Source organism: Lysinibacillus sphaericus, from assembly GCF_000600105.1.
Lineage (GTDB): Bacteria > Bacillota > Bacilli > Bacillales_A > Planococcaceae > Lysinibacillus > Lysinibacillus sphaericus.
In genome coordinates, this window is record NZ_CP006837.1 from 198,914 (window position 1) to 225,409 (window position 26,496).

Annotated in this window: 11 protein-coding genes, 21 tRNA genes, 3 rRNA genes and 1 riboswitch; of the genes, 32 read left to right on the plus strand and 3 right to left on the minus strand. The window is 43.0% G+C overall.

Translation table 11 applies throughout. The features are described from left to right. The first annotated feature begins 809 nt into the window (after positions 1-809). Both T479_RS00870 and thiC read left to right on the plus strand, forming a co-directional pair. Complete coding sequence (locus T479_RS00870) at positions 810-1,739, plus strand: AEC family transporter (protein WP_025218382.1); 930 nt, start codon at positions 810-812, stop codon at positions 1,737-1,739. Between the two features lie 82 nt (positions 1,740-1,821). Further along, positions 1,822-1,936: riboswitch (TPP riboswitch) on the plus strand. Positions 1,937-2,086: 150 nt separating this feature from the next. Continuing rightward, positions 2,087-3,865, plus strand: a complete 1,779-nt coding sequence (gene thiC / locus T479_RS00875; RefSeq protein WP_025218383.1) for a phosphomethylpyrimidine synthase ThiC — start codon at positions 2,087-2,089, stop codon at positions 3,863-3,865. A gap of 103 nt (positions 3,866-3,968) precedes the next feature. Here the strand turns inward: thiC and T479_RS00880 are convergent, their stop codons facing one another. From T479_RS00880 to T479_RS00890, 3 genes are all read right to left on the minus strand, one after another. Further along, the gene (locus T479_RS00880; protein WP_025218384.1) at positions 3,969-5,654 is read right to left on the minus strand and encodes a methyl-accepting chemotaxis protein; all 1,686 of its coding nucleotides are present in this window, start codon (positions 5,652-5,654) and stop codon (positions 3,969-3,971) included. A 485-nt stretch (positions 5,655-6,139) separates the two neighbouring features. After that, positions 6,140-7,657 carry a catalase gene (locus tag T479_RS00885; RefSeq protein ID WP_024360746.1) on the minus strand — a complete coding sequence of 506 codons (1,518 nt, stop codon included), beginning with the start codon at positions 7,655-7,657 and terminating at the stop codon, positions 6,140-6,142. A gap of 313 nt (positions 7,658-7,970) precedes the next feature. Then, a complete protein-coding gene (locus T479_RS00890) occupies positions 7,971-9,455 on the minus strand; it encodes a helix-turn-helix domain-containing protein (RefSeq protein ID WP_025218385.1) in 1,485 nt (494 codons plus the stop codon). Positions 9,456-9,661: 206 nt separating this feature from the next. On the opposite strand from T479_RS00890, the gene hutH reads away from it, so the two are divergent. From hutH to T479_RS01040, 30 genes are all read left to right on the plus strand, one after another. After that, the gene (hutH, locus tag T479_RS00895; RefSeq protein ID WP_024360744.1) at positions 9,662-11,176 is read left to right on the plus strand and encodes a histidine ammonia-lyase; all 1,515 of its coding nucleotides are present in this window, start codon (positions 9,662-9,664) and stop codon (positions 11,174-11,176) included. 108 nt (positions 11,177-11,284) lie between these two features. Next, positions 11,285-12,613: a YjiH family protein gene (locus tag T479_RS00900; protein WP_025218386.1), complete on the plus strand. Its 1,329-nt coding sequence runs from the start codon at positions 11,285-11,287 to the stop codon at positions 12,611-12,613. A gap of 15 nt (positions 12,614-12,628) precedes the next feature. Beyond that, on the plus strand, positions 12,629-14,299 hold the full coding sequence (hutU, locus tag T479_RS00905) for a urocanate hydratase (RefSeq protein WP_025218387.1): 1,671 nt from the start codon (positions 12,629-12,631) through the stop codon (positions 14,297-14,299). Then, positions 14,296-15,564 carry an imidazolonepropionase gene (hutI, locus tag T479_RS00910; RefSeq protein WP_024360741.1) on the plus strand — a complete coding sequence of 423 codons (1,269 nt, stop codon included), beginning with the start codon at positions 14,296-14,298 and terminating at the stop codon, positions 15,562-15,564. Before hutU ends, hutI begins: the two co-directional genes overlap by 4 nt. A gap of 145 nt (positions 15,565-15,709) precedes the next feature. Beyond that, positions 15,710-17,566 (plus strand): SLC13 family permease, encoded by a 1,857-nt coding sequence (locus tag T479_RS00915; RefSeq protein ID WP_081769851.1) that lies wholly within the window; start codon positions 15,710-15,712, stop codon positions 17,564-17,566. A 717-nt stretch (positions 17,567-18,283) separates the two neighbouring features. Next, positions 18,284-19,835, plus strand: a 16S ribosomal RNA gene (locus T479_RS00920). Between the two features lie 366 nt (positions 19,836-20,201). Continuing rightward, a 23S ribosomal RNA gene (locus T479_RS00925) occupies positions 20,202-23,129 on the plus strand. 66 nt (positions 23,130-23,195) lie between these two features. Beyond that, a 5S ribosomal RNA gene (gene rrf / locus T479_RS00930) occupies positions 23,196-23,311 on the plus strand. Together the 16S, 23S and 5S rRNA genes with 21 tRNA genes alongside form the textbook arrangement of a ribosomal RNA operon. Positions 23,312-23,324: 13 nt before the next feature. Continuing rightward, positions 23,325-23,400 (plus strand) — tRNA-Val (locus T479_RS00935). A 26-nt stretch (positions 23,401-23,426) separates the two neighbouring features. Then, positions 23,427-23,501 (plus strand) — tRNA-Met (locus tag T479_RS00940). An 11-nt stretch (positions 23,502-23,512) separates the two neighbouring features. Further along, positions 23,513-23,585 (plus strand) — tRNA-Asp (locus T479_RS00945). 11 nt (positions 23,586-23,596) lie between these two features. Next, positions 23,597-23,672 (plus strand) — tRNA-Thr (locus T479_RS00950). A gap of 6 nt (positions 23,673-23,678) precedes the next feature. Next, a tRNA-Tyr gene (locus tag T479_RS00955) sits at positions 23,679-23,762 on the plus strand. A gap of 14 nt (positions 23,763-23,776) precedes the next feature. After that, positions 23,777-23,850, plus strand: a tRNA-Trp gene (locus tag T479_RS00960). A 36-nt stretch (positions 23,851-23,886) separates the two neighbouring features. After that, positions 23,887-23,962: transfer RNA gene (locus tag T479_RS00965), tRNA-His, on the plus strand. Positions 23,963-23,973: 11 nt separating this feature from the next. Next, positions 23,974-24,048 (plus strand) — tRNA-Gln (locus T479_RS00970). Positions 24,049-24,063: 15 nt separating this feature from the next. Further along, a tRNA-Lys gene (locus T479_RS00975) sits at positions 24,064-24,136 on the plus strand. Positions 24,137-24,144: 8 nt separating this feature from the next. Beyond that, a tRNA-Leu gene (locus tag T479_RS00980) sits at positions 24,145-24,226 on the plus strand. A gap of 51 nt (positions 24,227-24,277) precedes the next feature. After that, positions 24,278-24,352: transfer RNA gene (locus tag T479_RS00985), tRNA-Gly, on the plus strand. Between the two features lie 5 nt (positions 24,353-24,357). Continuing rightward, positions 24,358-24,446, plus strand: a tRNA-Leu gene (locus T479_RS00990). 13 nt (positions 24,447-24,459) lie between these two features. Beyond that, positions 24,460-24,536: transfer RNA gene (locus T479_RS00995), tRNA-Arg, on the plus strand. Between the two features lie 9 nt (positions 24,537-24,545). Beyond that, a tRNA-Pro gene (locus T479_RS01000) sits at positions 24,546-24,622 on the plus strand. 14 nt (positions 24,623-24,636) lie between these two features. Continuing rightward, positions 24,637-24,712, plus strand: a tRNA-Ala gene (locus T479_RS01005). A 15-nt stretch (positions 24,713-24,727) separates the two neighbouring features. After that, positions 24,728-24,820, plus strand: a tRNA-Ser gene (locus T479_RS01010). Between the two features lie 6 nt (positions 24,821-24,826). Beyond that, positions 24,827-24,899 (plus strand) — tRNA-Phe (locus T479_RS01015). 8 nt (positions 24,900-24,907) lie between these two features. Continuing rightward, positions 24,908-24,981, plus strand: a tRNA-Gly gene (locus T479_RS01020). A gap of 4 nt (positions 24,982-24,985) precedes the next feature. Continuing rightward, positions 24,986-25,059: transfer RNA gene (locus T479_RS01025), tRNA-Ile, on the plus strand. Positions 25,060-25,071: 12 nt separating this feature from the next. Next, positions 25,072-25,148, plus strand: a tRNA-Asn gene (locus T479_RS01030). Between the two features lies 1 nt (position 25,149). Continuing rightward, positions 25,150-25,221 (plus strand) — tRNA-Glu (locus T479_RS01035). A 223-nt stretch (positions 25,222-25,444) separates the two neighbouring features. Beyond that, a complete protein-coding gene (locus T479_RS01040) occupies positions 25,445-26,491 on the plus strand; it encodes a nitric oxide synthase oxygenase (RefSeq protein WP_025218389.1) in 1,047 nt (348 codons plus the stop codon). The last annotated feature ends 5 nt before the right edge of the window (positions 26,492-26,496 follow it).

Sequence of the window (26,496 nt, forward strand, 5' to 3'; positions counted from 1 at the left end):
GCGAAGCAAGGTGATTTACCCGCGGAGCAGGGTGATTTCCCCGCGAAGCAAGGAGGTTTACCCGCGGAGCAGAGTGATACCCGTGAAGCAGAGAGGTTTACCCGCGGAGCAGGGTGATTTACCCGCGGAGCAGGGAGATTTACCCGCGAAGCAAGGAGGTTTACCCGCGGAGCAGAGAGATTTCCCCGCGAAGCAGGGTGATACCCGTGGAGCAGAGCGATTTCCCCGCGGAGCAGGGTGATACCCATGAAGCAAAGGGGTTTACCCGCGAAGCAAAGAGGTTTACCCGCGAAGCAAGGAGGTTTACCCGCGAAATAGAGTGAAATATCCGCGGAACAGGGTGATTTACCCGCGAAATAGAGTGAAATATCCGCGGAACAGGGTGATTTACCCGCGAAATAGAGTGAAATATCCGCGGAACAGGGTGATTTATCCGCGAAATAGGGAGATTTCCCCGCGAAGCAGGGTGATACCCGCGAAGTAGGGTGATACCCGTGGAGCAAAGAGATTTCCCCGCGGAGCAGGGTGATTTACCCGCGAAATAGGGAGATTTCCCCGCGGAGTAGAGTGATTTACCTGCGGAGCAGAGAGATTTCCCCGCGGAGCAGGGCGATTTATCCGCGAAATAGGGAGGTTTACCCGCGAAGCAAGATTAAATACCCCAAAGCAAAGCAAAAACCTACAAACATAAAAAGGGGCTGTCCTAGCAAGGGGCAGTTCTTTTTTATGTAAACTTATACTAGCGGGGGAGCATTGACCCATGTCGTGAACAGTTTTACTATAGAAAGAGATGAAAGGGGGTCACCTCCATGATGTATCTCGGTATGATTTTCTTTAAAATAGTTGCCCCTATTTTAGTGTTGCTTGTACTTGGTGCATTTTTACAAAAGAAATTTTCTTTTAACTTAAAAGCATTATCTCAGCTCATTACGTATTGTTTTATGCCAGCTGCGGTATTTGTGAATTTATATGAAACAAGTGTGGAGTTATCAGTGCTGGGGGAAGTGGCATTATTTATTGTGCTCTTTATCGGCAGTCAAATGGTGCTTAGTCATTTTTTAGCGAAGGGGCTTGGTCTAGCGAAAACAGAGACGGCAGTGTTTAAAAATAGTGTTGTCCTTATTAACTCCGGCAACTATGGTATTCCAGTTGCACAAATGATTTTCGCAACGCAGCCCATTGGGGTGGCAATCCAAGTGATTCTCGTTATTTTTCAAAATATGACGACCTATACATATGGTTTATATAATTTAATCTCTTCGACTAAATCAGGGATGGCAATCATAAAAGACTTCCTGAAAATGCCCATTATTCATGCCCTTATAATAGGGGTGGCAATGAATTTCTTTAATATTGGCATTCCACAATTTATCCGTATTTCTATTGACCACGTAGCTGATGGCTTTATTGCCGTAGCGCTTATTACACTGGGTGCACAACTATCACAGCTTGAAATCAAGTCCATGTTCAATAAAACGGTGTTTGTTAGCTGCATTACACGTCTAGTAGTAGGCCCAGCCGTTGCATTGCTTATTATTTTTGTCCTCGGTTTAGATGGTGTTGTCGCTCAGTCACTCTTCATTGCAAGTGCATTTCCGACCTCACGCAATAGCTCTAGCTTGGCATTAGAATATGATGTTGAGTCGGCAACTGCTGCGCAAACGGTTCTTTTTTCCACGATTGTTAGCTGTCTAACAGTAACAATTGTCATTTATCTAGCAGAACTGCTATTTACGTAATTACTCAAGGATAATAGCAAGATAAATCTAATTATAACTTCCATCTATTAGAAAAATCTGTTACACTATCATCAAACTTAATAGCTATAACTAGGGGAGTCCGATGAGTCGGGCTGAGAGGGAAACGCATAGAGGTTTCTTGACCCTTTGGACCTGATCTGGCTCATACCAGCGTGGGAAAGTTAATGAACATCGCACTCCTAGAATTTTTTGCGATAAATAAACCTTACATGTACAGCCGGATCCAATATTTTTGGATTCGGCTTTTTTATTTGTAATGCTACCTATTGGCGTGAGCTAGATTCGGTCCTTTTTGAAAATTTATGGAAAAGGGAGCGGAATAGTATATGACAACAGTTAGCGAAAAGAACATTACCATTATGACAAGTTTTGACGGAAGTAAAAAAGTATATGTAGAAGGAACACGCCCAGATATTTTAGTACCGATGCGTGAAATTCAGCTAAGCCCAACAACGGGTAGTTTTGGAGAAGAAGATAATGCACCAGTGCGTGTTTATGATACGAGCGGTCCTTATACAGATCCAACTTACAAAGTGGATATTACAAAAGGTTTACCTGCATTGCGTAGTGCGTGGATAAAAGAACGTGGAGATGTAGAGGAGTACGAAGGGCGGACGATTAAACCAGAGGATAATGGTTTCCGCAAAGCAGACGACCCTCGTATGAAGGAAAACGTTTTTCCGGAGCTTTCCCGAAAACCATTACGTGCAAAAAAAGGTCGCAACGTGACACAACTGCATTATGCAAGACAAGGGATTATTACCCCGGAAATGGAATTTGTAGCGATTCGTGAACATGTAGAACCAGAATTTGTACGTGCAGAAATTGCTGCAGGACGTGCCATTATGCCATCCAATATTAATCATCCAGAGGCAGAGCCGATGATTATTGGCCGAAACTTTCATGTCAAAATTAATGCCAATATTGGTAATTCGGCTGTTTCTTCCTCTATAGCAGAGGAAGTTGAAAAAATGACATGGGCTACACGATGGGGCGCAGATAATATAATGGATCTATCTACTGGCAAGCATATTCATACAACCCGCGAATGGATTATTCGTAATGCAGCTGTACCTGTAGGAACTGTGCCAATTTATCAGGCACTCGAAAAGGTCAATGGTGTAGCCGAGGATTTAACATGGGAAGTGTATCGTGATACGTTGATCGAGCAAGCTGAACAAGGGGTGGATTACTTTACGATTCATGCAGGCGTATTGCTTCGTTACGTACCACTCACAGCTAATCGCGTAACGGGCATTGTGTCGCGTGGTGGTTCGATTATGGCGCAATGGTGCCTATTCCATCACCAAGAAAACTTCTTATATACTCATTTTGAAGAAATTTGTGAAATTATGAAAACGTATGATGTTGCTTTTTCATTAGGGGATGGTTTACGCCCAGGTTCAATTGCTGATGCCAATGATGAGGCACAGTTTGCGGAGCTTGATACGTTAGGAGAGTTAACGCAAATTGCATGGAAGCACGATGTACAAGTAATGGTAGAGGGACCTGGGCACGTACCGATGCATCTCATTAAAGAAAATATGGACAAACAATTGGAAGTTTGCAAAGAAGCACCTTTTTACACATTGGGGCCTCTTACAACGGATATCGCGCCAGGCTATGACCATATTACATCTGCCATTGGCGCAGCGATGATTGGCTGGTTTGGCACAGCGATGCTATGTTATGTGACACCGAAAGAACATTTAGGCTTACCAAATCGAGAAGATGTTCGTGTAGGGGTCATTACCTATAAAATTGCGGCACACGCGGCTGACTTAGCGAAAGGGCACCCTGGGGCACAACAAAGAGATGATGCGCTATCCAAAGCGCGATTTGAGTTCCGCTGGCGCGATCAGTTTAACTTATCATTAGACCCAGAACGAGCAGTAGAATACCACGATGAAACATTACCCGCAGAGGGAGCGAAAACAGCCCATTTCTGCTCAATGTGCGGCCCTAAGTTTTGCAGTATGAGAATTTCTCAAGATATTCGTAACTATGCTAAAGAAAAAGATTTAAATACGACAGAAGCTATCCATCAAGGAATGAAGGAAAAGGCTCTAGAGTTTAAAAAAGCTGGTAGCCGATTGTATCAGTAACAAAAGAAATCACCGATAAACCGCGGACAACATCCGATTCACCATAGTAGCAAAAAGTGTTAGATTGACTGCAATCAATCTAACACTTTTTTGTCTTAGCTTTTTAGACTTTAAATTTATTTATATGTGCTTGAAGGGTGGTAGCCCCGTCGTTTAAAGATTGTGCAACAGCATTCATTTCTTGGATGGTGGATGTTTGTTCTTCAATTGCGCTTGAAATCGTTTCGGATTGTGCTGCCACGTTTTTTGCTACCGCAGACATTTCATTAACAGATGCAGCAACCTCTTCAGTACTTGCAGAAATTTGTTGAGTAGAAGCAGAAACGTCTTCTATTTCGGATGCCATATCTTCAATTGCGCCCATAATGCCATTAAATGCGTTTTGCGCATGTTGAATGTAAGAAACGCCTTCATCAATATTTTGTACTGTAACGCTCACCGCTTTTTCGACTTCCAATGTATTTTGCTGAATATCATTAATTAAGTTAATGATTTGGTTGGCTGATATTTTGGATTCCTCCGCTAATTTACGTACTTCATCTGCCACGACAGCAAATCCTTGCCCATGTTCGCCAGCCCGCACTGCTTCGATGGCAGCATTCAAAGCTAGTAGGTTGGTCTGATCGGTAATTTCAGTAATGACTTTCGTTATATTTTCAATCTCAGTCGATTGCGTACTTAACTGTTTAATAAGCGCATTTGTCTTATCTGAAGATTGTTGAATAACCATCATTTGATTTTCGGTCTTTTGCAACATCTTTTCACCATTAGTCGCAACGCTTTGTGTATCAAGCGCTTTCGAATGAAGCATCTGTGTGGCTTCAGCGATGCGCTGAACTCCACGTGCAGTTTCGTCCATGGCCATAGCGGTTTCTTGCCCTGTCATGACAGCCTGACTACCGCCTCGAGCCATTAATTCTACGCGTTTAGCAACGTCATTTGAAGAAGAAGTAACGTCGTCAGTGCTTGCGGCTAATTCTCCTGCACTTGTAGTAGTATGTTCTACATTGATCGCTATATTGTCAATGAGAGAGCGCAAATTTGCTTTCATTACATTAAATGAATCGGCTAACTTTCGAATCTCATCTTTTGTCTTTACTTTCACATCCTCTTGACGTAAATCACCGGTAGCAATGATATTTGCTGCCTTAGCTAGGCGATTGACAGGCTTTGTAATAATCCTTGTCATAATGAAGGCGATGAGAAAGGCTAAACTTGTGGAAAAGGCAGCGAGAATTAAGATAATCGATGAGCTTATAGTTTCCACTTTTGACGACTCAGCACGTGCTAACTGTACTTGTCTTTCCTCATAAAATGCAATTTCATGTGCGGCTTGTTGGATTGCAGCAGCAGCAGGGCGTGCTTTTGTTCGAAGAATGTCAATGGCAGGTTGTAAATTATCGGGACTGTATGTATTAATAATCTCCAGTGCTGCTTTTTCAAAAATCGCCTGATTGGCTTTAATAACTTCCATTTGCTTTTGTGTCGTTTCTGAAGTGAATAAGCTATCTAGCTCTTCCACCTTGTCTTGAATCAACTTTTCTTGGTCCTCGAGGTTTTTAATGGTTGCTTCATTGGGTTCGAGAATATATGAACGAAGATAGTTGCTCTGCATTGAAGAAGCAATGACAATTTTATCGACTTGAATCAGCTTATAAACACGGTTTTCAAATAAGTCTTTATTTAAATTATTAATGTGATTCAGTTGGTAGTAAGCGATTGAGGAAATAGTTAGTAATAAAAGAATGATTGTACTAAATCCAATATATAGTTTCATTCGAATCGACATCTTTTTTCCTCCATTCCAGTTTTGTAATAGTTGTCACGTATCAATGCCCAAAAAATTTTAGCGACATTAGGAATAAGAACAGTACAAAGTTGTGGAATTTTCATATAAATGGTATACAAGAACACCTATATGACGATGACAGATATACATAGTAAAAGGAAACAATAAAAAAATGAATTCCACTGCATATTACTTTTTCAGTGAGTGGGGGAGTTACCTTTAAGTCAGTTGAGGCAGCTTACGCCAATCTACTGAATAGTAAACGGTAAAGATAGTCTAAGTGACAGATGCGAAAGCTTTAGAACGAAGGAAGATTGAAATATGTACGATAGTCTTCCAATGTAGCTACTTGTTATAAAGCTTATTGGGACTAGCAAAATAACGAAGTAAAAATGACAAAAGGCATCGAGAAATGCACATTCTCGCTACCTTTTGTCTACTTGCCAATGACTGCAAGTATTATTGGATATCAATATAGGGGAATATTAGATGTTTGCTACTTGTTTTACTTCTTTTTTTACATACGGATTTGAAAGATCCATACCTTCTAATGATAGACCCATTGCTTTCGCTACACCCTCACCATATGCAGGGTCAGCTAAATAGCAGTGTAAGATGTGGCGACGTTTGATGAATTCTTCAACTGAAGCCATATCATTTGCTGTATTTTCGAATAAGCGTTGTTGCTCTTCCGCAGATAACAGACGGAATAATTTACCTGGTTGTTCGAAGTAGTTATTGTCATCTTCTCGGAAGTCGTGGATATCAGCATGACCATCAATACGTAATGGTGGCTCTTTATAGTCTAGATTGTGCTCCCATTCACCGTAGCTGTTTGGTTCATAGCTTAATGTAGAACCGAGATTGCCATCAAAACGCATAGCGCCATCGCGGTGGAATGAACGGAATGGGCATTTTGGTGCGTTTACAGGCAGACTGTGGTGGTTTACGCCTAAGCGATAGCGAGCTGCATCTGCGTATGCAAAAATACGAGCTTGTAACATTTTGTCTGGAGAGTAGCTGATACCAGGCACAATGTTAGATGGTGCAAACGATGATTGTTCTACTTCTGCAAAGTAGTTATCAGGGTTTTTATTTAACTCGAATTCGCCAACTGGAATTAGTGGGAAGTCTTTTTTATACCAAACTTTTGTTAAGTCGAATGGGTTATAAGGTAATTCACGCGCTTGTTCTTCTGTCATGACTTGAATGTACATTTTCCATTTTGGGAAATCGCCTCGTTCGATAGCTTCGTACAAGTCACGTTGTGAAGATTCGCGGTCTTTACCGATAATTTCAGCTGCTTCAGCACCTGTTAAGTTTTTAATGCCTTGCTCTGTACGGAAGTGGAATTTCACCCATACACGCTCATTTTGTGCATTGATGAAGCTGTAAGTGTGTGAGCCGAAACCATGCATATTACGATAACCTGTTGGAATACCACGGTCAGACATAACAATTGTAATTTGGTGTAACGCTTCTGGTAATAAAGTCCAGAAATCCCAGTTAGAGTTTGCGTTTTTCATATTTGTGCGTGGATCGCGTTTTACTACGTGGTTTAAATCTGTAAAGTGTAACGGATCACGGAAGAAGAATACAGGTGTGTTATTACCAACTAAATCCCAGTTACCTTCTTCTGTATAGAATTTCAATGCAAAGCCTCGAATATCGCGCTCTGCATCTGCAGCACCGCGTTCTCCCGCTACAGTTGAGAAACGAGCGAACATTGGTGTTTTCTTCCCGATTTCAGAGAAGATTTTAGCTTTCGTATATTGAGAAATATCATGTGTCACAGTGAATGTACCGAATGCTCCTGAACCTTTAGCATGCATACGGCGCTCCGGAATAACTTCACGGTTGAAGTTTGCTAATTTTTCAACTAACCATACATCTTGAAGTAAAAGTGGACCACGAGGACCTGCAGACATAGAGTCGTGGTTGCTTACTACTGGAGCACCACCTGCTGTTGTGAAACGACGGCTACGATCATTTGCGTTTGTCATATTAGTTTACCTCCTGAAAAATATTGTGAGTCAAACTCCTCGTAAATAACTATAACAAATATAAAATAGAATTGCTAGTACATTATAATAATTATTGTTAAAGAATTTATATAGCAATGTATAAACTATAAATATATGCATAGCTTTCAACCAAAATACATATTTTTTTAGAATATTTTCACTGTTTTTATAGTTTTTACGGTTATTTTAAAGGAATAAGTGATTTGCAAGTATATAAGATTAAAGACAAAGTATATTTGGGAATCCTTCTTATTTAATATTGATATTGAAAATAAGGTAGTCTAAATGAAAATTACGATTGGATAATGCCTCCTTGATTTTTCCATCCTTTTCGATAGCGGTTAGGTGTAGTCCCTATGAACTGTTTGAATAATTTGCTGAAATAATTCGGATCATCAAAGCCATTTAACAGCGCAATTTCACTAATGGCAAAATCGGTTTCAATAAGCATTTTAGTTGAATTTTGAATCCGAACTTGCTGTAAATAGCGTTTGAATGGCTGGCCTTGTTTTTGTGAAAATATTGTACTTAAATAATTGGGGCTAATCCCTAACTTATTCGCGATAAATGGTAAGGATAGTTCATGATTATGATATTGATGATCGATTATTTCCAAAGCTAATTCTATATAGTCCGCTTTTTTCTCCATTCGAGCTTCACGTGCCAATTCAATAAGTCGCTGTGTGAATAAAATAATGCCATTGAGAATTGTATAGAATATAGGGTGTTCAATAATCAAATGAAAAAGTTGGCGATAATTTTGCTCGATAGCAGCTTTTTCATGCAGTTTGTATTTCAGCATAAATCGGCGGATTTGCGCCAGTACACTGGTAAGGTGGATGCGCAAATCATCTTGCTCGTAATAGATACCTCCATTTGATAAGCGATATAAGAACGTTTTTACTGCTTCAATATTACCTTCCTCTAAACTTTTAATAAGTAGTTGTTGCTCCTCTGGTGTCAGTAAAGGGTCGAGAGGGTGTGTTTGGTATTGTTTCGTTGCATAAAAAATATGGCCGTAGCCTTCATAAAAGCTTTGCAGTAGGGCTCGCTTTGTTAATGCATACATTTCTTTTAAAGTTGTCGGCGCACCATCATAAACGCCGATATTCAGAGCGCCGTTATTCGTCATTTGCCATTCCTTTAGCAAGGTTCTTATATCTTTTTCAATAATTTTTAAATCGCTTGTTTGAAAGAGGCAAATGATTGCACCTGATAACGGATAAATGCTCATTTGATAATAAATCGGTGTTTGTTGAAGCCAAATGAACAATTTATTTAATGTTTCTGGATGCTCAGGTTCAATCATTGTGAACTGCATATCGGTTGTTAATGAGTTAGTTGTGTTCTCTAAAAATAATTGATAGTAAAAAGATTCACCTTTAGCATCAGCACTAACTTTTGGGATTTGAGGTGTATGAAGCGAAATAGCACTAAGCTTTTGCTTTAAAACTTCTAAATCAATTGGTTTTACAAAAAGATGCGCCACCTGTAAATCTATTGCTTTTAATGCGTTTTTAAATAACGGCTCTGTGGTGATGGCTAGGATTTTTCCTGAGTGTTTTTGTAAAAGCCCGTAAAGAGCCGTTAAACGATTATTCGGTAGCATGTCGATATTTAACAAAATAACTTCTGGTACAAATTGTTGAATGCTTTTTGCGGCCTCGGAAATAGTCGTGCACATCTCAATTGATAAATCTCCTGGAAAGTATGTATGCAAAAACCAACGAATGCCCGAAAGTTCCGTAAGATCTCGATCAATTAATAATAATTTCATTTAAATCAGCCTTTCTTAAAAAAATCTTGTTTCGTAAAAAAATACGATTATATTATTAAAAATAACATAAAAATCTGAAATAATTCCTGTTTTCTCTTTTAAAATTCTATATTTTCTGAAAAAAGTAGTTTGTACAATGGATATAGAGAAATTATTTTTTTATACAAATACATTTACATAAGCTGTTAAGGATAGGGGGATATCGTATGCAAACAATCATCGAACTTGATGGCAATACGTTAACAAGGCAACAAATTGAGAAAATCGTGAGGGGGCAGGCTTCGGTCGTATTATCTGCTGACAGTACGGAACGCGTTCGAGCAAGTAGAGAAAGAATTGAAAAACGCTTAGCAGAGGGGCAAGTAATTTACGGTGTCAATACTGGGTTTGGCAAGTTAAGTAATATACGAATTGAAGAATCAGATATTGAGTTACTGCAATTAAATTTACTTCGTTCAGATGCTACAGGTGTTGGCGAACCATTTCCAACGGATGTCGTGCGTGCGATGATGATTTTACGCGCAAATGCATTAGCACGTGGGTTTTCTGGTATTCGACAAGAAACATTGCAATTATTGCTAGACTGCATCAATAAAGGGGTACATCCAATCGTGCCATCCCAAGGATCAGTTGGAGCAAGTGGAGATTTAGCACCATTATCGCATTTAGCATTAGTGCTTGTAGGTGAAGGGAAAGCTGAATTTAAGGGCGAGCTTGTGTCAGGTGACATCGCATTACAGAAAGCAGGCTTAACACCTGTGCGATTACAGGCAAAGGAAGGATTGGCGCTAGTAAATGGTACGCAAGCAATGACTGGTATTGGCGTTTTGACATTAAACGAGGCGGAGCGTATTGGGCTTGCCGCGGATATGGCTGCGAGTCTGTCATTAGAGGCGTTAAAAGGGATTACGTCTGCATTTGATCCGGCACTATTAGCTGTAAGACCACATCCAGAATTAGAGTTGGTAGGAGGGCGTATTCGCAAATGGCTTGATGGTAGTAAACGCGTGACCAAGCAGGGGGAAATAAGGATGCAGGATGCGTATTCTCTGCGATGCATTCCCCAAGTACACGGGGCATCTTGGCAATCATTTTTCTATGCGGAGCAGCGTGTGCAAATAGAGATGAACGCTACGACAGACAATCCTATCGTTTTAGAAAATGGAGAAGTTCTATCAGGAGGTCATTTTCATGGTCAGCCGATAGCATTAGCTATGGACTTTTTAAAGGTTGGGGTCAGTGAATGGGCTAATATTTCCGAAAGACGTACAGAGCGCATGGTCAATCCGCAACTTAATGATGGTTTGCCACCATTTTTAGCAACAAATCCTGGTATTGAATGTGGACTGATGATTGCACAATATACAGCTGCTTCGATTGTGTCAGAAAACAAAGTGCTGGCACATCCTTCAAGTGTGGATTCGATACCTACATCAGGCAATCAAGAAGATCATGTCAGTATGGGGACAACATCCGCTCGTCAAGTGCGACAAATTGTCCACAATGCAGCTAGGGTTATTGCAATAGAAATGATTTGTGCGTCGCAAGCTATCCATCTAGATAAGGCGGAAGAGCAGTTATCGCCAACAACAAGAAAGTATTTAGAAAAAGTGCGTGAATTCTGTCCGCCTTTATTGGCAGATCAACCTATTGGTGACGAAATTGAAGCATTAGCGAAGTACTTATTAGCAAGTGATGTTCTATTAGATGAGAGCATTTAAGCTTCTTGCATAACATCCTTTATGTTCCCGCCAAGTTCTTTTACTTAAATGAATTTGGTGGGCACTATTGGGTGACTGATTTGCTATAAATAAGCAAGGAGGACGGCGATGGATTATAAGCAACAGGCGTTGAGGCACGACTCGTCATTTAGAGTTTCCTCAATTATAAAAATGGTTATCTGTAGCTTAGTCGGAATATTCAGCTTTTTCATTTCGTTTGAATGGCATGGAAAAAACACAATTCTAATCGATCATATTGTGAATTATATTCGTACAGAAGCACCCTCGCTTGTCACTGTTTATGTGGTTATGATGCTTGTTGGAGGAGCAATCTATCCATTTATTACTTATAGGTGGAAAAAGTCGTCAATCGATATGTTGTTGTCAATTTTTAAAGTGGGTGGAATGGTAGCTGGGGTTTTGCTAATTTTTAATGTTGCTCCTGCATGGCTTGCCAATGAAAATATCGGCCCTTACTTAATGGAGAAACTAATTAAGCCAGTAGGGGTACTTATTCCGATAGGCTCTTTATTTTTAGCTATTCTTGTTAGCTTTGGGTTACTTGAATTTATTGGTGTTTTAACACAGCGTTTTATGCAACCTATTTTTAAGACGCCGGGCCGTTCGGCAGTAGATGCAGTAGCCTCATTTGTTGGCAGTTATTCAGTCGGGTTACTTTTAACGAACCGTGTCTATATGGAAGGTCGTTATACAGCGAAGGAGGCCGCAATTATTGCAACAGGCTTTTCAACTGTATCTGCCACATTTATGGTTGTCATTGCAAGCACGCTCGATATTATGCCACATTGGAATACATTTTTTTGGGTATCGCTCGTTGTGACATTTCTAGTTACGGCAATAACAGCACGTATGTATCCACTGCGTTCAATGAAGGATGAATACTTTGCAGGCTCGACACCGATGCCAGAAAAAATAGTAATGCAAAATCGTTTTAAAGAAGCGTGGCGTCAAGCGATGGTGGCGGTTGAGCAAAATCCGCCGTTAGCAAAAATTTTATGGATGAATTTAAAGGATGGCCTTGTGATGGCAATGGCTGTTATGCCTTCTATTTTATCAATTGGTCTTCTAGGGCTTGTACTCGCAACATATACGCCTGTTTTTGATTGGCTTGCGTATATTTTTGTTCCTTTTACATATGTATTACAAGTTCCAGAACCATTTTTAACAGCAAAAGCATTGTCTTTATCGTTGGCGGAAGTGTTTTTACCAGCACTTGTTGTCACACAAGCAACATTGATAACGAAATTTATTGTGTCTGTCGTATCTATTTCTTCAATATTATTCTTTTCTGCTGTAATTCCACTGATCTTGTCATCAGAAATTCCATTGACATTGCGTGAAATCTTGCTGATTTGGTTTGAGCGTGTCGTCTTATCTTTAATTATTGTAACACCAATAGCATTTTTACTATTTTAAAGGAGCGTGTTTTTAATGGTATATAAAACTAATATTCGTGCACCAAGAGGGAATGAAATAACATGTAAAGGTTGGACACAGGAAGCGGCGATGCGCATGCTGATGAATAATCTAGATCCTGAAGTTGCAGAAAATCCTGATGAGCTTATTGTGTATGGAGGAATAGGAAAAGCGGCGCGAAATTGGCAAAGCTATGAACAAATCATTGCTTCTTTAAAAGAATTAGAGAATGATGAAACATTGCTTATTCAATCGGGTAAGCCAGTAGCTGTCTTCCGTACGCATGAACATGCACCACGCGTTTTAATCGCCAATTCAAACTTAGTGCCTGCATGGTCCAATTGGGAGCATTTCTATGAGCTAGAGGACCGTGATTTAATGATGTACGGTCAAATGACTGCTGGTAGTTGGATATATATTGGTGCTCAAGGTATTTTACAAGGCACATATTTATCGTTTGTAGAGGCTGGAAAGAAAGTGTTTGGTAGTGCGGACTTACGCGGGAAATTCATTCTTACTGGTGGTATGGGTGGTATGAGTGGTGCACAGCCTTTAGCTGGGAAAATGGCAGGGGCAGTCATTTTAGTAGTTGAAGTGGAACGTGCTCGTATTGAACGAAAAATAAAAGAAGGCTACTGTGATTATCTTGTTGAGACAGTAGATGAAGCGGTGGCATTAGTCAATCAACTCCGTGCTCAACGGGAGCCAGCGTCAATTGGGCTAGTTGGCAACTGTGCAGATGTTAACCGTGAATTGCTAAACCGAGGTATCATTCCAGATTTTGTGACAGACCAAACATCTGCGCATGACCCTATCAATGGCTATGTACCGAATGGTATGACGTTTGAAGAAGCGTTAGCGTTACGGAGAAATGATGTCAAAACGTATGAGCAAAAGGCGAAAGAAACGATGGCAGAGCATGTTCGTACAATGCTTGAATTTCAACAGGCGGGTGCTGAAGTATTTGATTACGGTAATAATATTCGTGCTTACGCAAAAGAGATGGGTGTGACAAATGCTTTTGACTTCCCAGGCTTTGTACCAGCGTATATTCGTCCATTGTTCTGTGAAGGTAAGGGGCCGTTCCGTTGGGCAGCACTTTCTGGTAATCCGGAAGATATTTATAAAACAGATGCTTTAGCGAAAGAAATGTTTGCTGAAGATGAAGGTCTTGTCAATTGGATTGATATGGCGCAAAAAATGGTGAAATGGCAGGGACTACCTGCACGTATTTGCTGGTTAGGGTATGGTGATCGCCATCGCTTTGCATTGAAGGTGAATGAAATGGTGGCAAATGGCGAGTTGTCTGCACCAATTGTTTTCGGACGGGATCATTTAGACTCTGGCTCGGTGGCTTCTCCCAACCGTGAAACAGAAGGAATGTTGGATGGGTCAGATGCAGTATCCGATTGGCCGATTTTAAACGCACTTGTTAACACAGCGAGTGGAGCTAGCTGGGTAAGTGTTCACCATGGTGGCGGTGTAGGAATGGGCTATTCACAGCATGCAGGTCAAGTGTTAGTTGCTGATGGATCAACACTAGCGGCTGAGAAAATAGCGCGCGTGTTGATTTCAGACCCTGGAATGGGCATTGTTCGGCATGCAGATGCAGGTTATGACATTGCTATCAATACAGCAAAGAATAAGGGTGTCCATATGCCAATGTTAAAGGATGATGTGAAATGACCCTTTTAATTAAAAATGCAAATGAAGTCATTACTTTGAAAAGCGCTTTACAAGGGCCTCGAATAAAAGAACAAATGCGAGAGATTGCCGTTGTAGAAAAGGGAAGTGTGCTCGTAGCGGGAAGTCAGGTTGTCGCTGTCGGGGCTTACGAGCAGTTAGTTATAGATTTCCCTCATTTAGTGGAGGAAGCAGAGGTTATAGATGCATCTGGAAAGATTGTCATGCCAGGTCTTGTGGATTGCCATACACATTTAGTGCATGGCGGTACACGTGAGCAGGAATTTAATATGCGACTTAACGGTTCCACTTATATGGACATTATGAATGCAGGTGGAGGCATTCATGCTACAACAAAGCGCACACGAGAAACAAGTTTTGAAGCGTTATATGAAAAAACGATGCACCATTTAGATGTTTTTTTAAAGCATGGTGTGACTACTGTGGAAGCGAAGTCAGGTTACGGTCTGGATTGGGAAACGGAAAAGAAACAACTGGAAGTAGCTAAAAAGCTACAGGACACACATGTGGTAGATGTCATCAGTACCTTTATGGGCGCACATGCGGTACCACGCGATTTTAAAGGACGAGAAGATGAATTTGTCGACGTTATTATTAATGATATGCTGCCAAAAGTTTCGGCATTAGAGCTTGCAGAATTCAATGATGTGTTTTGTGAAAAAGGCGTATTTACACCAGCGCAATCTAGACGCATTTTAGAGGCGGGTAAAGCGCTTGGATTAACACCGAAAATTCATGCTGATGAAATAGAGCCGTATAACGGTGCGGAATTAGCCGCTGATGTGGGAGCTATCTCGGCAGAGCATTTGTTAGTTGCTTCGGATGAAGGTATTCAAAATATGGCTGAAGCAGGAACGATTGCCGTCTTGCTACCTGGCACTGCCTTCTTCTTACGCGCACCGTTTGCTAGAGGCAGGTTAATGATTGATGAAGGAGTGCCAGTAGCCATCTCAACAGACTTTAACCCGGGCTCTTCGCCGACAATGAGTTTGCCATTTATAATGAATTTAGCTTGTATGCATATGGGGTTGACATTAGAGGAAGTAATCACTGCTACGACCATTAATGCTGCGCATGCATTGAACAGAGGCCACCAGATTGGTACGCTAGAAGCGGGTAAACAAGCGGATGTTATTATATTGGATGTTGCCAATTACAAACAGCTACAATACTTTTACGGCATGAATCATACCGATACGGTAATTAAAAAAGGGCAAGTTGTAGTGCGTCATGGTATTCTTTTGTAATAAATAAAGAGTTTTGGTGAACGATTAATCTCAGTTGTGCATATATTTACCAATTAAATATTACAGAAAAAGCATAAATAGGGAGAATTCCGTTATTTATGCTTTTTTTCGTATAGAATGTAGTTGTTACTATAGTTAGAAAGGAATGCTTTGCGTGCAGCTAACATTAACATTTCTTATTTTAGGAATGACGATTATTGTATTTATGACGAATCGAGTGCGTGCAGATTTTGTTGCTATTGTCTCTCTTCTCGCATTTGTTATCGCTAATATTTTAACGCCAGCAGAGGCTTTGGCAGGCTTTTCAAATTCGGTTGTGCTAATGATTGCTGGCCTTTTTGTAGTTGGTGCTGGTATTTTGCGTACGGGTCTTGCAGCAATGGCTGGACAACTATTATTGAAATGGTCAGGTAATAGCGAGCTCAAGTTATTTATCCTATTGCTCATTATTGTAGGCTCTGTAGGTGCTTTTATGAGTAATACGGGTACAGTTGCTTTGATGATGCCGATTGTTGTCAGCATCGCGATTAGTATGAAGGAAAGTCCTTCAAAGTTTTTATTACCACTATCTTATGTCGCTAGTTTATCGGGCTTAATGACATTAATTGCTTCCCCGCCCAATTTAATTGTCAGCCAGCTTTTAGTCGATCAAGGCTATCCGAAGCTTGGGTTTTTTGAGGTGACGCCTATTGGCCTAGTTGGGATGATTGTCGGTATTTTATATTTGGTGCTTGTGCGTAATATTCTGTTACCAAATGATAAAAAAAGAACGCAAACATCTACTGGCTATAAGCTCTCGCCAAAGAAAATTATGAAGCAATATGATTTAAACAATCGATTATTTAAGGTGTTTGTACCTGAGGATTCTACAATTATAGGAACATCACTGGCAGAATTAAAGCTTCCCGCAAAATATGGACTTTGTATGATGAAAATTCACCGTAAATCACAAGATGGAATCAATTTACTCCCGATGACCTATCAAGAAATGGCAGGCCCAACGAGTGTAATCCATGCTTTAGATGAGCTCTATGTACAAGGTGAGGAAGGGGCGATTGGTAATTTAACTGCAGATTACGGTTTAGTGATGCAAGAATTGACTGAGAATGAAGCGGATGAGTTGGTAACAAAGCATCTTGGTATTGCGGAAGTGCTATTAACGCCAAATTCAAGTTTTATTAATGAGACGGTCAGTTCACTAGGATTCCGAGAAAAGTATAATCTCAATATTATTGGCATTAACCATAGAGGTGGCTATAAGCTTCAAGATATGGTGACGCATAAGTTGAAATTTGGAGATGCCATCTTAGTACAAGGCGCATGGGATGAAATATTAGTGCTTGCTCGAGAGACACAGGACGTTGTTGTTGTCGGTCAACCGAAAGAGCATGCGAGTGTTGCAGCGGCAACTGGTAAAGCAGGAATAGCTGGTGCGATTATGCTTTTAATGATTGGGCTCATGGCTTTTGAAGTATTCCCTGCTGTTATTTCCGTTATGGTTGGGGCAGTATTGATGATTATAACTGGCTGTTTGCGGAATATGGAAGATGCGTATAACAATATGAATTTTGAAAGTATTGTACTCGTTGCGGCAATGCTTCCGATGGCTACAGCATTAGAGAAAACAGGGGGCATGGTTATTTTATCCAACGGCATCATTGATGTTCTTGGTAAATACGGTCCTTACGGGGTATTGATAGGTATTTATGTACTGACAGTTATTTTTGGTCAATTTATTAGTAATACCGCAACCGCTGTTTTGTTTGCACCCATTGCTATGAACGCAGCGATTGCAATGGATGCAAATCCTACAACCTTTATGATTGGTGTAGCGGTAGCAGCAAGTATGGCGTTTGCCACGCCAATTGCCTCACCTACTAATGCGTTAGTTATGACTGCTGGTGGCTATAAATTTATGGATTTTGTAAAGATTGGCGTACCTTTACAAGTTATTATGTTTATTGTGATGATGCTTGCAGTGCCATTTTTCTTTCCATTTTAGAATTTGTATTTTTGTTTAGTTTCTTGCTGTTTTCCACTGTAGTGTTAGTTAAGCTACAGTGGAAAGCGAAAAGCAATGGCATTAGATTTAAAGCAAATAGAAATTTGTATAATGAAAACGAGAAAGAGGGATGAGGTTTGTTTTATATAAGAACTTATTTATTTTAGGAATAATCCTTTATGTAAAGCTAGGCATTCGAGTAAAGAAAGATGCGCGTTTTAAAAAGAAAGTAGAATTAATAGGACAATAAAAAAATTGGGCATATATATAGGAAGGTTTTCGATTTTCTAATTTATAAAGTATAATTATATAAAGGTATTTAATATAATTTGATATTTTTATAGAAAAAACACTTGCAAAGGTTATAGAATCATGATAAATTATTACTTGTCGCTAAGACGACGTAACATTAATAACACAAACTCCTTAAAAACATTACAAAAAAGTGTTGACAAGAATGTTTGTAAATAGTATGATATAAAAGTTGTTGCTTCTGAAAGAAGATAAAAAGTTATAAAAAACTTGTTGACAACCAAAAAAGAAAATGTTATTATGTAAAAGTCGCTAAAAACAAACGGTGACAAAATGAACCTTGAAAACTGAACAAGCAAAACGTAATCAATATAGTTTTTACTAGCTAACTTCGTTAGTGAACAAAACAAAATTTTGGACATCAAAATTGATGCCAGCAAAACAATTTGAGCTAATCAAATTTCTTTTATGGAGAGTTTGATCCTGGCTCAGGACGAACGCTGGCGGCGTGCCTAATACATGCAAGTCGAGCGAACAGAGAAGGAGCTTGCTCCTTTGACGTTAGCGGCGGACGGGTGAGTAACACGTGGGCAACCTACCCTATAGTTTGGGATAACTCCGGGAAACCGGGGCTAATACCGAATAATCTTTTGTCCCTCATGGGACAATACTGAAAGACGGTTTCGGCTGTCGCTATAGGATGGGCCCGCGGCGCATTAGCTAGTTGGTGAGGTAACGGCTCACCAAGGCAACGATGCGTAGCCGACCTGAGAGGGTGATCGGCCACACTGGGACTGAGACACGGCCCAGACTCCTACGGGAGGCAGCAGTAGGGAATCTTCCACAATGGGCGAAAGCCTGATGGAGCAACGCCGCGTGAGTGAAGAAGGATTTCGGTTCGTAAAACTCTGTTGTAAGGGAAGAACAAGTACAGTAGTAACTGGCTGTACCTTGACGGTACCTTATTAGAAAGCCACGGCTAACTACGTGCCAGCAGCCGCGGTAATACGTAGGTGGCAAGCGTTGTCCGGAATTATTGGGCGTAAAGCGCGCGCAGGTGGTTTCTTAAGTCTGATGTGAAAGCCCACGGCTCAACCGTGGAGGGTCATTGGAAACTGGGAGACTTGAGTGCAGAAGAGGATAGTGGAATTCCAAGTGTAGCGGTGAAATGCGTAGAGATTTGGAGGAACACCAGTGGCGAAGGCGACTATCTGGTCTGTAACTGACACTGAGGCGCGAAAGCGTGGGGAGCAAACAGGATTAGATACCCTGGTAGTCCACGCCGTAAACGATGAGTGCTAAGTGTTAGGGGGTTTCCGCCCCTTAGTGCTGCAGCTAACGCATTAAGCACTCCGCCTGGGGAGTACGGTCGCAAGACTGAAACTCAAAGGAATTGACGGGGGCCCGCACAAGCGGTGGAGCATGTGGTTTAATTCGAAGCAACGCGAAGAACCTTACCAGGTCTTGACATCCCGTTGACCACTGTAGAGATATGGTTTTCCCTTCGGGGACAACGGTGACAGGTGGTGCATGGTTGTCGTCAGCTCGTGTCGTGAGATGTTGGGTTAAGTCCCGCAACGAGCGCAACCCTTGATCTTAGTTGCCATCATTTAGTTGGGCACTCTAAGGTGACTGCCGGTGACAAACCGGAGGAAGGTGGGGATGACGTCAAATCATCATGCCCCTTATGACCTGGGCTACACACGTGCTACAATGGACGATACAAACGGTTGCCAACTCGCGAGAGGGAGCTAATCCGATAAAGTCGTTCTCAGTTCGGATTGTAGGCTGCAACTCGCCTACATGAAGCCGGAATCGCTAGTAATCGCGGATCAGCATGCCGCGGTGAATACGTTCCCGGGCCTTGTACACACCGCCCGTCACACCACGAGAGTTTGTAACACCCGAAGTCGGTGAGGTAACCTTTTGGAGCCAGCCGCCGAAGGTGGGATAGATGATTGGGGTGAAGTCGTAACAAGGTAGCCGTATCGGAAGGTGCGGCTGGATCACCTCCTTTCTAAGGATATTTTCGGAATACAAACCTTGGGTTTGTAAGATTACGTTTTGCGTTCAGTTTTGAAGGTTCATCATTACGATGAAATACTTCAAAACTGTGCTCCTGTCGCTACGCTTTCGTCGCAAATTTGCGAAGAAGTAGAAACAGGTAGTGAATTTGTTCTTTGAAAACTGGATAAAACGACATTGAAATTGTAACAAACACATTTATTTTTTTAAGTTTTTTATAGGCTTAATAACGAAATAGGGTTTCAAGACACAAGCAGTTCTAGGAAGCGAACGAGTGAATGAAGGAGCGTACTTACGTACGTGACTGATTGAACGAGAGAAGCTGACAACGAAATGCGCAGTGGATTGGAAGCCGATAGGTTAAGTTATTAAGGGCGCACGGCGAATGCCTTGGCACTAGGAGCCGAAGAAGGACGGCACTAACACCGATATGCTTCGGGGAGCTGTAAGTGAGCTTTGATCCGGAGATTTCCGAATGGGGGAACCCACTACGTTTAATCGCGTAGTATCTTGACGTGAATACATAGCGTCTTGAAGGCAGACCCAGGGAACTGAAACATCTAAGTACCTGGAGGAAGAGAAAGAAAAATCGATTCCCTGAGTAGCGGCGAGCGAAACGGGAAGAGCCCAAACCAAGAGGCTTGCCTCTTGGGGTTGTAGGACACTCTATACGGAGTTACAAAGGAATGAGTTAGATGAAGCGACTTGGAAAGGTCCGCCAGAGCAGGTAAAAGCCCTGTAGTCGAAAGTTCGTTCCCTCCAGAGTGGATCCTGAGTACGGCGGAACACGTGAAATTCCGTCGGAATCCGGGAGGACCATCTCCCAAGGCTAAATACTACCTAGTGACCGATAGTGAACCAGTACCGTGAGGGAAAGGTGAAAAGCACCCCGGAAGGGGAGTGAAAGAGATCCTGAAACCGTGTGCCTACAAGTAGTTAGAGCCCGTTAATGGGTGATAGCGTGCCTTTTGTAGAATGAACCGGCGAGTTACGATTACGTGCGAGGTTAAGCTTTAGAAGGCGGAGCCGCAGCGAAAGCGAGTCTGAATAGGGCGAATTAGTACGTGGTCGTAGACCCGAAACCAGGTGATCTACCCATGTCCAGGGTGAAGGTGAGGTAACACTTACTGGAGGCCCGAACCCACGCACGTTGAAAAGTGCGGGGATGAGGTGTGGGTAGCGGAGAAATTCCAATCGAACTTGGAGATAGCTGGTTCTCTCCGAAATAGCTTTAGGGCTAGCCTCGTGATGAGAATACTGGAGGTAGAGCACTGTTTGGACTAGGGGGCCATCCCGGTTTACCGAATTCAGACAAACTCCGAATGCCAGATATTTATACACGGGAGTCAGACTGCGAGTGATAAGATCCGTAGTCAAAAGGGAAACAGCCCAGACCACCAGCTAAGGTCCCAAAGTAATCGTTAAGTGGAAAAGGATGTGGCGTTGCACAGACAACCAGGATGTTGGCTTAGAAGCAGCCATCATTTAAAGAGTGCGTAATAGCTCACTGGTCGAGTGACGCTGCGCCGAAAATGTATCGGGGCTAAACGATTCACCGAAGCTGTGGATTGACATCTACGATGTCAGTGGTAGGAGAGCGTTCTAAGTGCGTTGAAGTCAGACCGGAAGGACTGGTGGAGCGCTTAGAAGTGAGAATGCCGGTATGAGTAGCGAAAGACGGGTGAGAATCCCGTCCACCGTATGACTAAGGTTTCCTGAGGAAGGCTCGTCCGCTCAGGGTTAGTCGGGACCTAAGCCGAGGCCGATAGGCGTAGGCGATGGACAACAGGTTGATATTCCTGTACCACCTCCTCACCGTTTGAGAAATGGGGGGACGCAGTAGGATAGGGTAAGCGCGCCGTTGGTTGTGCGCGTCCAAGCAGTAAGGCGTGTGTGTAGGCAAATCCGCACACTGTAACGTTGAGCTGTGATGGCGAGTCCGTATGGACGAAGTTCCTGATTTCACACTGCCAAGAAAAGCCTCTATCGAGGTGAGAGGTGCCCGTACCGCAAACCGACACAGGTAGTCGAGGAGAGAATCCTAAGGTGTGCGAGAGAACTCTCGTTAAGGAACTCGGCAAAATGACCCCGTAACTTCGGGAGAAGGGGTGCTCTTGAGCGTGCAAGCGCATGAGAGCCGCAGTGAATAGGCCCAGGCGACTGTTTAGCAAAAACACAGGTCTCTGCAAAACCGTAAGGTGACGTATAGGGGCTGACGCCTGCCCGGTGCTGGAAGGTTAAGAGGAGTGGTTAGCGCAAGCGAAGCTGCGAATTGAAGCCCCAGTAAACGGCGGCCGTAACTATAACGGTCCTAAGGTAGCGAAATTCCTTGTCGGGTAAGTTCCGACCCGCACGAAAGGCGTAACGATCTGGGCACTGTCTCAACGAGAGACTCGGTGAAATTATAGTACCTGTGAAGATGCAGGTTACCCGCGACAGGACGGAAAGACCCCGTGGAGCTTTACTGTAGCCTGATATTGAATTTTGGTACAACTTGTACAGGATAGGTAGGAGCCAGAGATCTCGGAGCGCCAGCTTCGAAGGAGGCGTCGGTGGGATACTACCCTGGTTGTATTGAAATTCTAACCCATGCCCCTTAGCGGGGCAGGAGACAGTGTCAGGCGGACAGTTTGACTGGGGCGGTCGCCTCCTAAAAGGTAACGGAGGCGCCCAAAGGTTCCCTCAGAATGGTTGGAAATCATTCGTAGAGTGTAAAGGCACAAGGGAGCTTGACTGCGAGACCTACAAGTCGAGCAGGGTCGAAAGACGGGCTTAGTGATCCGGTGGTTCCGCATGGAAGGGCCATCGCTCAACGGATAAAAGCTACCCCGGGGATAACAGGCTTATCTCCCCCAAGAGTCCACATCGACGGGGAGGTTTGGCACCTCGATGTCGGCTCATCGCATCCTGGGGCTGTAGTCGGTCCCAAGGGTTGGGCTGTTCGCCCATTAAAGCGGTACGCGAGCTGGGTTCAGAACGTCGTGAGACAGTTCGGTCCCTATCCGTCGTGGGCGTAGGAAATTTGAGAGGAGCTGTCCTTAGTACGAGAGGACCGGGATGGACACACCGCTGGTGTACCAGTTGTCTTGCCAAAGGCATCGCTGGGTAGCTATGTGTGGACGGGATAAGTGCTGAAAGCATCTAAGCATGAAGCCCCCCTCAAGATGAGATTTCCCATTACGCAAGTAAGTAAGATCCCTCAAAGACGATGAGGTAGATAGGTTCGAGGTGGAAGTGTGGTGACACATGGAGCTGACGAATACTAATCGATCGAGGACTTAACCAAAAAGTTTGAAACATTCAATGAACGTTTATCCAGTTTTGAGAGAACGAGTTCTTTCAACTGAATAAGTGAAGTGATGATGGCAAAGAGGTCACACCCGTTCCCATACCGAACACGGAAGTTAAGCTCTTTAGCGCCGATGGTAGTTGGGGGCTTCCCCCTGTGAGAGTAGGACGTCGCTTCGCTTATTTTTTATGTGGAGGATTAGCTCAGCTGGGAGAGCATCTGCCTTACAAGCAGAGGGTCGGCGGTTCGAGCCCGTCATCCTCCACCATTTATTTATTATGAAAGTACTATTATCGCGGGGTGGAGCAGTGGTAGCTCGTCGGGCTCATAACCCGAAGGTCACAGGTTCAAATCCTGTCTCCGCAACCAAATAAAATTAAGGTCCCGTGGTGTAGCGGTTAACATGCCTGCCTGTCACGCAGGAGATCGCCGGTTCGATCCCGGTCGGGACCGTCCTTATTTGTGCCGGTGTAGCTCAGTTGGTAGAGCAACTGACTTGTAATCAGTAGGTCGTGGGTTCGACTCCTATCGCCGGCACCATCCCTTGGAGGGGTAGCGAAGTGGCTAAACGCGGCGGACTGTAAATCCGCTCCTTAGGGTTCGGCGGTTCGAATCCGTCCCCCTCCACCAGCTCTTTATTCAATAGGGGCATAGTTCAACGGTAGAATAGAGGTCTCCAAAACCTTTGGTGTGGGTTCGATTCCTACTGCCCCTGCCAAATTTTTTAGGTTAGACTACTGTTATATTACATATGGCGGTTGTGGCGAAGTGGTTAACGCATCGGATTGTGGTTCCGACATTCGTGGGTTCGATTCCCATCAGTCGCCCCATAATAAAATATTGGGGTATAGCCAAGCGGTAAGGCAACGGATTTTGATTCCGTCATGCCTAGGTTCGAATCCTAGTACCCCAGCCATTTATTTCTTAATATGAGCCATTAGCTCAGTTGGTAGAGCATCTGACTTTTAATCAGAGGGTCGAAGGTTCGAGTCCTTCATGGCTCATCATATTTGCGGGTGTGGCGGAATTGGCAGACGCACTAGACTTAGGATCTAGCGCCGCAAGGCGTGGGGGTTCGACTCCCTTCACCCGCATCATCTATATTTCAAATTTATAATTGCCAGGATAAATAATCTTATGCACATGCGGAAGTAGTTCAGTGGTAGAACACCACCTTGCCAAGGTGGGGGTCGCGAGTTCGAACCTCGTCTTCCGCTCCAAATGTGCCGGGGTGGCGGAACTGGCAGACGCACAGGACTTAAAATCCTGCGGTAGGTGACTACCGTGCCGGTTCGATTCCGGCCCTCGGCACCATTTTTAATATTTAGCGCCCGTAGCTCAATTGGATAGAGCGTCTGACTACGGATCAGAAGGTTGTGGGTTCGACTCCTGCCGGGCGCGCCAATAAATGAACGGAATGTAGCTCAGCTTGGTAGAGCACTTGGTTTGGGACCAAGGGGTCGTAGGTTCGAATCCTGTCATTCCGACCATCTTTTTAACAAATGGGGCCTTAGCTCAGCTGGGAGAGCGCCTGCCTTGCACGCAGGAGGTCAGCGGTTCGATCCCGCTAGGCTCCACCATAATTGTTTCATTCCGGAGGTATACCCAAGTCTGGCTGAAGGGATCGGTCTTGAAAACCGACAGGCGGGTAACACCGCGCGGGGGTTCGAATCCCTCTACCTCCTCCATTTTCCGGGTCAGTAGCTCAGTTGGTAGAGCATTAGATTGAAGCTCTAAGTGTCGGCGGTTCGATTCCGTCCTGACCCATCATTTTTGCGGGTGTAGTTTAATGGTAAAACCTCAGCCTTCCAAGCTGATGTCGTGAGTTCGATTCTCATCACCCGCTCCAAGAGGGGCCTATAGCTCAGCTGGTTAGAGCGCACGCCTGATAAGCGTGAGGTCGATGGTTCGAGTCCATTTAGGCCCATTTTAAAATTATTCCGAAGTAGCTCAGTTGGTAGTAGCACCTGACTGTTAATCAGGTTGTCGCAGGTTCGAGTCCTGCCTTCGGAGCCACGGCCCCTTGGTCAAGCGGTTAAGACACCGCCCTTTCACGGCGGTAACACGGGTTCGAATCCCGTAGGGGTCATCAAGCATGTAGCAAATTTTGCTACATGCTTTTTTTTGTTTTTTAAGCATTTAATTATTGTCATTAAGGCATTAAGTATTGTGTAAATCATCTAACTTTTAATTTGCCGTTTTAAATTTGAACAAAGTATTTCATATATAAAAGATGTATGTTTTCTTACGGATTTTTTCGTGGTGAATTGTATGCTGTTCATCTAATATGGGGATAGATGGAGGAAAACGATATGAATTTACAAGAGATACAACGTTTTTTAGCACTTTATCAATTGGAACAAAATGAGTCGGAACAATGGCTTACAAATAGATTACAGCAAGTTGCCACAGAGGGAGCATATATTCCTACAACGGAAGAGCTTACTTTTGGCGCAAGAGTAGCATGGCGTAATAGTAATAAATGTATTGGGAGATTATTTTGGCAATCACTTCATGTTGAGGATGCACGTGAGGTTTTAGATGAGCATGCTATTTTTGAGAAATTACTTCACCATATTCGATATGCAACAAATGGCGGTAAGATTCGTCCGACTATAACGGTATTTGCCTCTGATAGAGTAAAAATATGGAATCACCAGCTTATACGTTATGCAGGTTATGAAACAGAAGCAGGGATTATTGGTGATTCCCATTCGGTGCCATTTACAAAAGTGTGCGAGTCACTTGGCTGGCAGGGAGCAAGAACAGCATTTGATGTGCTACCACTCGTGATTCAAGTAGATAGCCGTAAACCGCAATGGTTTCCAATCCCAAGTGGTGATGTATTAGAGGTTGCGATTCGTCACCCTGAACATCCTAAGGTAGAAGAACTAGGAATGAAGTGGTATGCGGTGCCAATTATATCGAGCATGCGCTTTCAAATGGCGGGTATTGACTTTCAGGCAGCCCCCTTTAATGGCTGGTATATGGGGACAGAAATTGGAGCGCGGAATTTAGCTGATCATGACCGTTATGATATGTTACCGAAGATAGCAGAAATTTTTAATCTTGATACAACAAAGCAAGCATCTCTTTGGCGTGATCGTGCGCTAGTAGAATTAAATATTGCTGTTCTTCATTCCTTTAAAGAAGATGGCGTAAGTATTGTTGATCATCATACCGCAGCACAGCAATTTAAGCTATTTGAAGAAGCAGAGCACAAGGCAGGGCGCGATTTAACAGGCAACTGGACTTGGTTGATTCCACCATTGTCGCCTGCAACGACACATATTTTCCATAAGCCGTATGTAAATGTCTATCATACACCTAATTATTTTTACCAAAAACCCCCATACTAATGATG

What these genes read in the sequence shown, in the direction of transcription:
- hutH (WP_024360744.1), top strand. Translation starts at nt 9,662, where the DNA reads ATGCAAACAATCATCGAACTTGATGGCAATACGTTAACAAGGCAACAA.
- T479_RS00900 (WP_025218386.1), top strand. Translation starts at nt 11,285, where the DNA reads ATGGATTATAAGCAACAGGCGTTGAGGCACGACTCGTCATTTAGAGTT.
- hutI (WP_024360741.1), top strand. Translation starts at nt 14,296, where the DNA reads ATGACCCTTTTAATTAAAAATGCAAATGAAGTCATTACTTTGAAAAGC.
- T479_RS00880 (WP_025218384.1), bottom strand. Translation starts at nt 5,654, where the DNA reads ATGTCGATTCGAATGAAACTATATATTGGATTTAGTACAATCATTCTT.
- T479_RS00870 (WP_025218382.1), top strand. Translation starts at nt 810, where the DNA reads ATGATGTATCTCGGTATGATTTTCTTTAAAATAGTTGCCCCTATTTTA.
- T479_RS01040 (WP_025218389.1), top strand. Translation starts at nt 25,445, where the DNA reads ATGAATTTACAAGAGATACAACGTTTTTTAGCACTTTATCAATTGGAA.
- hutU (WP_025218387.1), top strand. Translation starts at nt 12,629, where the DNA reads ATGGTATATAAAACTAATATTCGTGCACCAAGAGGGAATGAAATAACA.
- T479_RS00915 (WP_081769851.1), top strand. Translation starts at nt 15,710, where the DNA reads ATGCTTTGCGTGCAGCTAACATTAACATTTCTTATTTTAGGAATGACG.
- thiC (WP_025218383.1), top strand. Translation starts at nt 2,087, where the DNA reads ATGACAACAGTTAGCGAAAAGAACATTACCATTATGACAAGTTTTGAC.
- T479_RS00885 (WP_024360746.1), bottom strand. Translation starts at nt 7,657, where the DNA reads ATGACAAACGCAAATGATCGTAGCCGTCGTTTCACAACAGCAGGTGGT.
- T479_RS00890 (WP_025218385.1), bottom strand. Translation starts at nt 9,455, where the DNA reads ATGAAATTATTATTAATTGATCGAGATCTTACGGAACTTTCGGGCATT.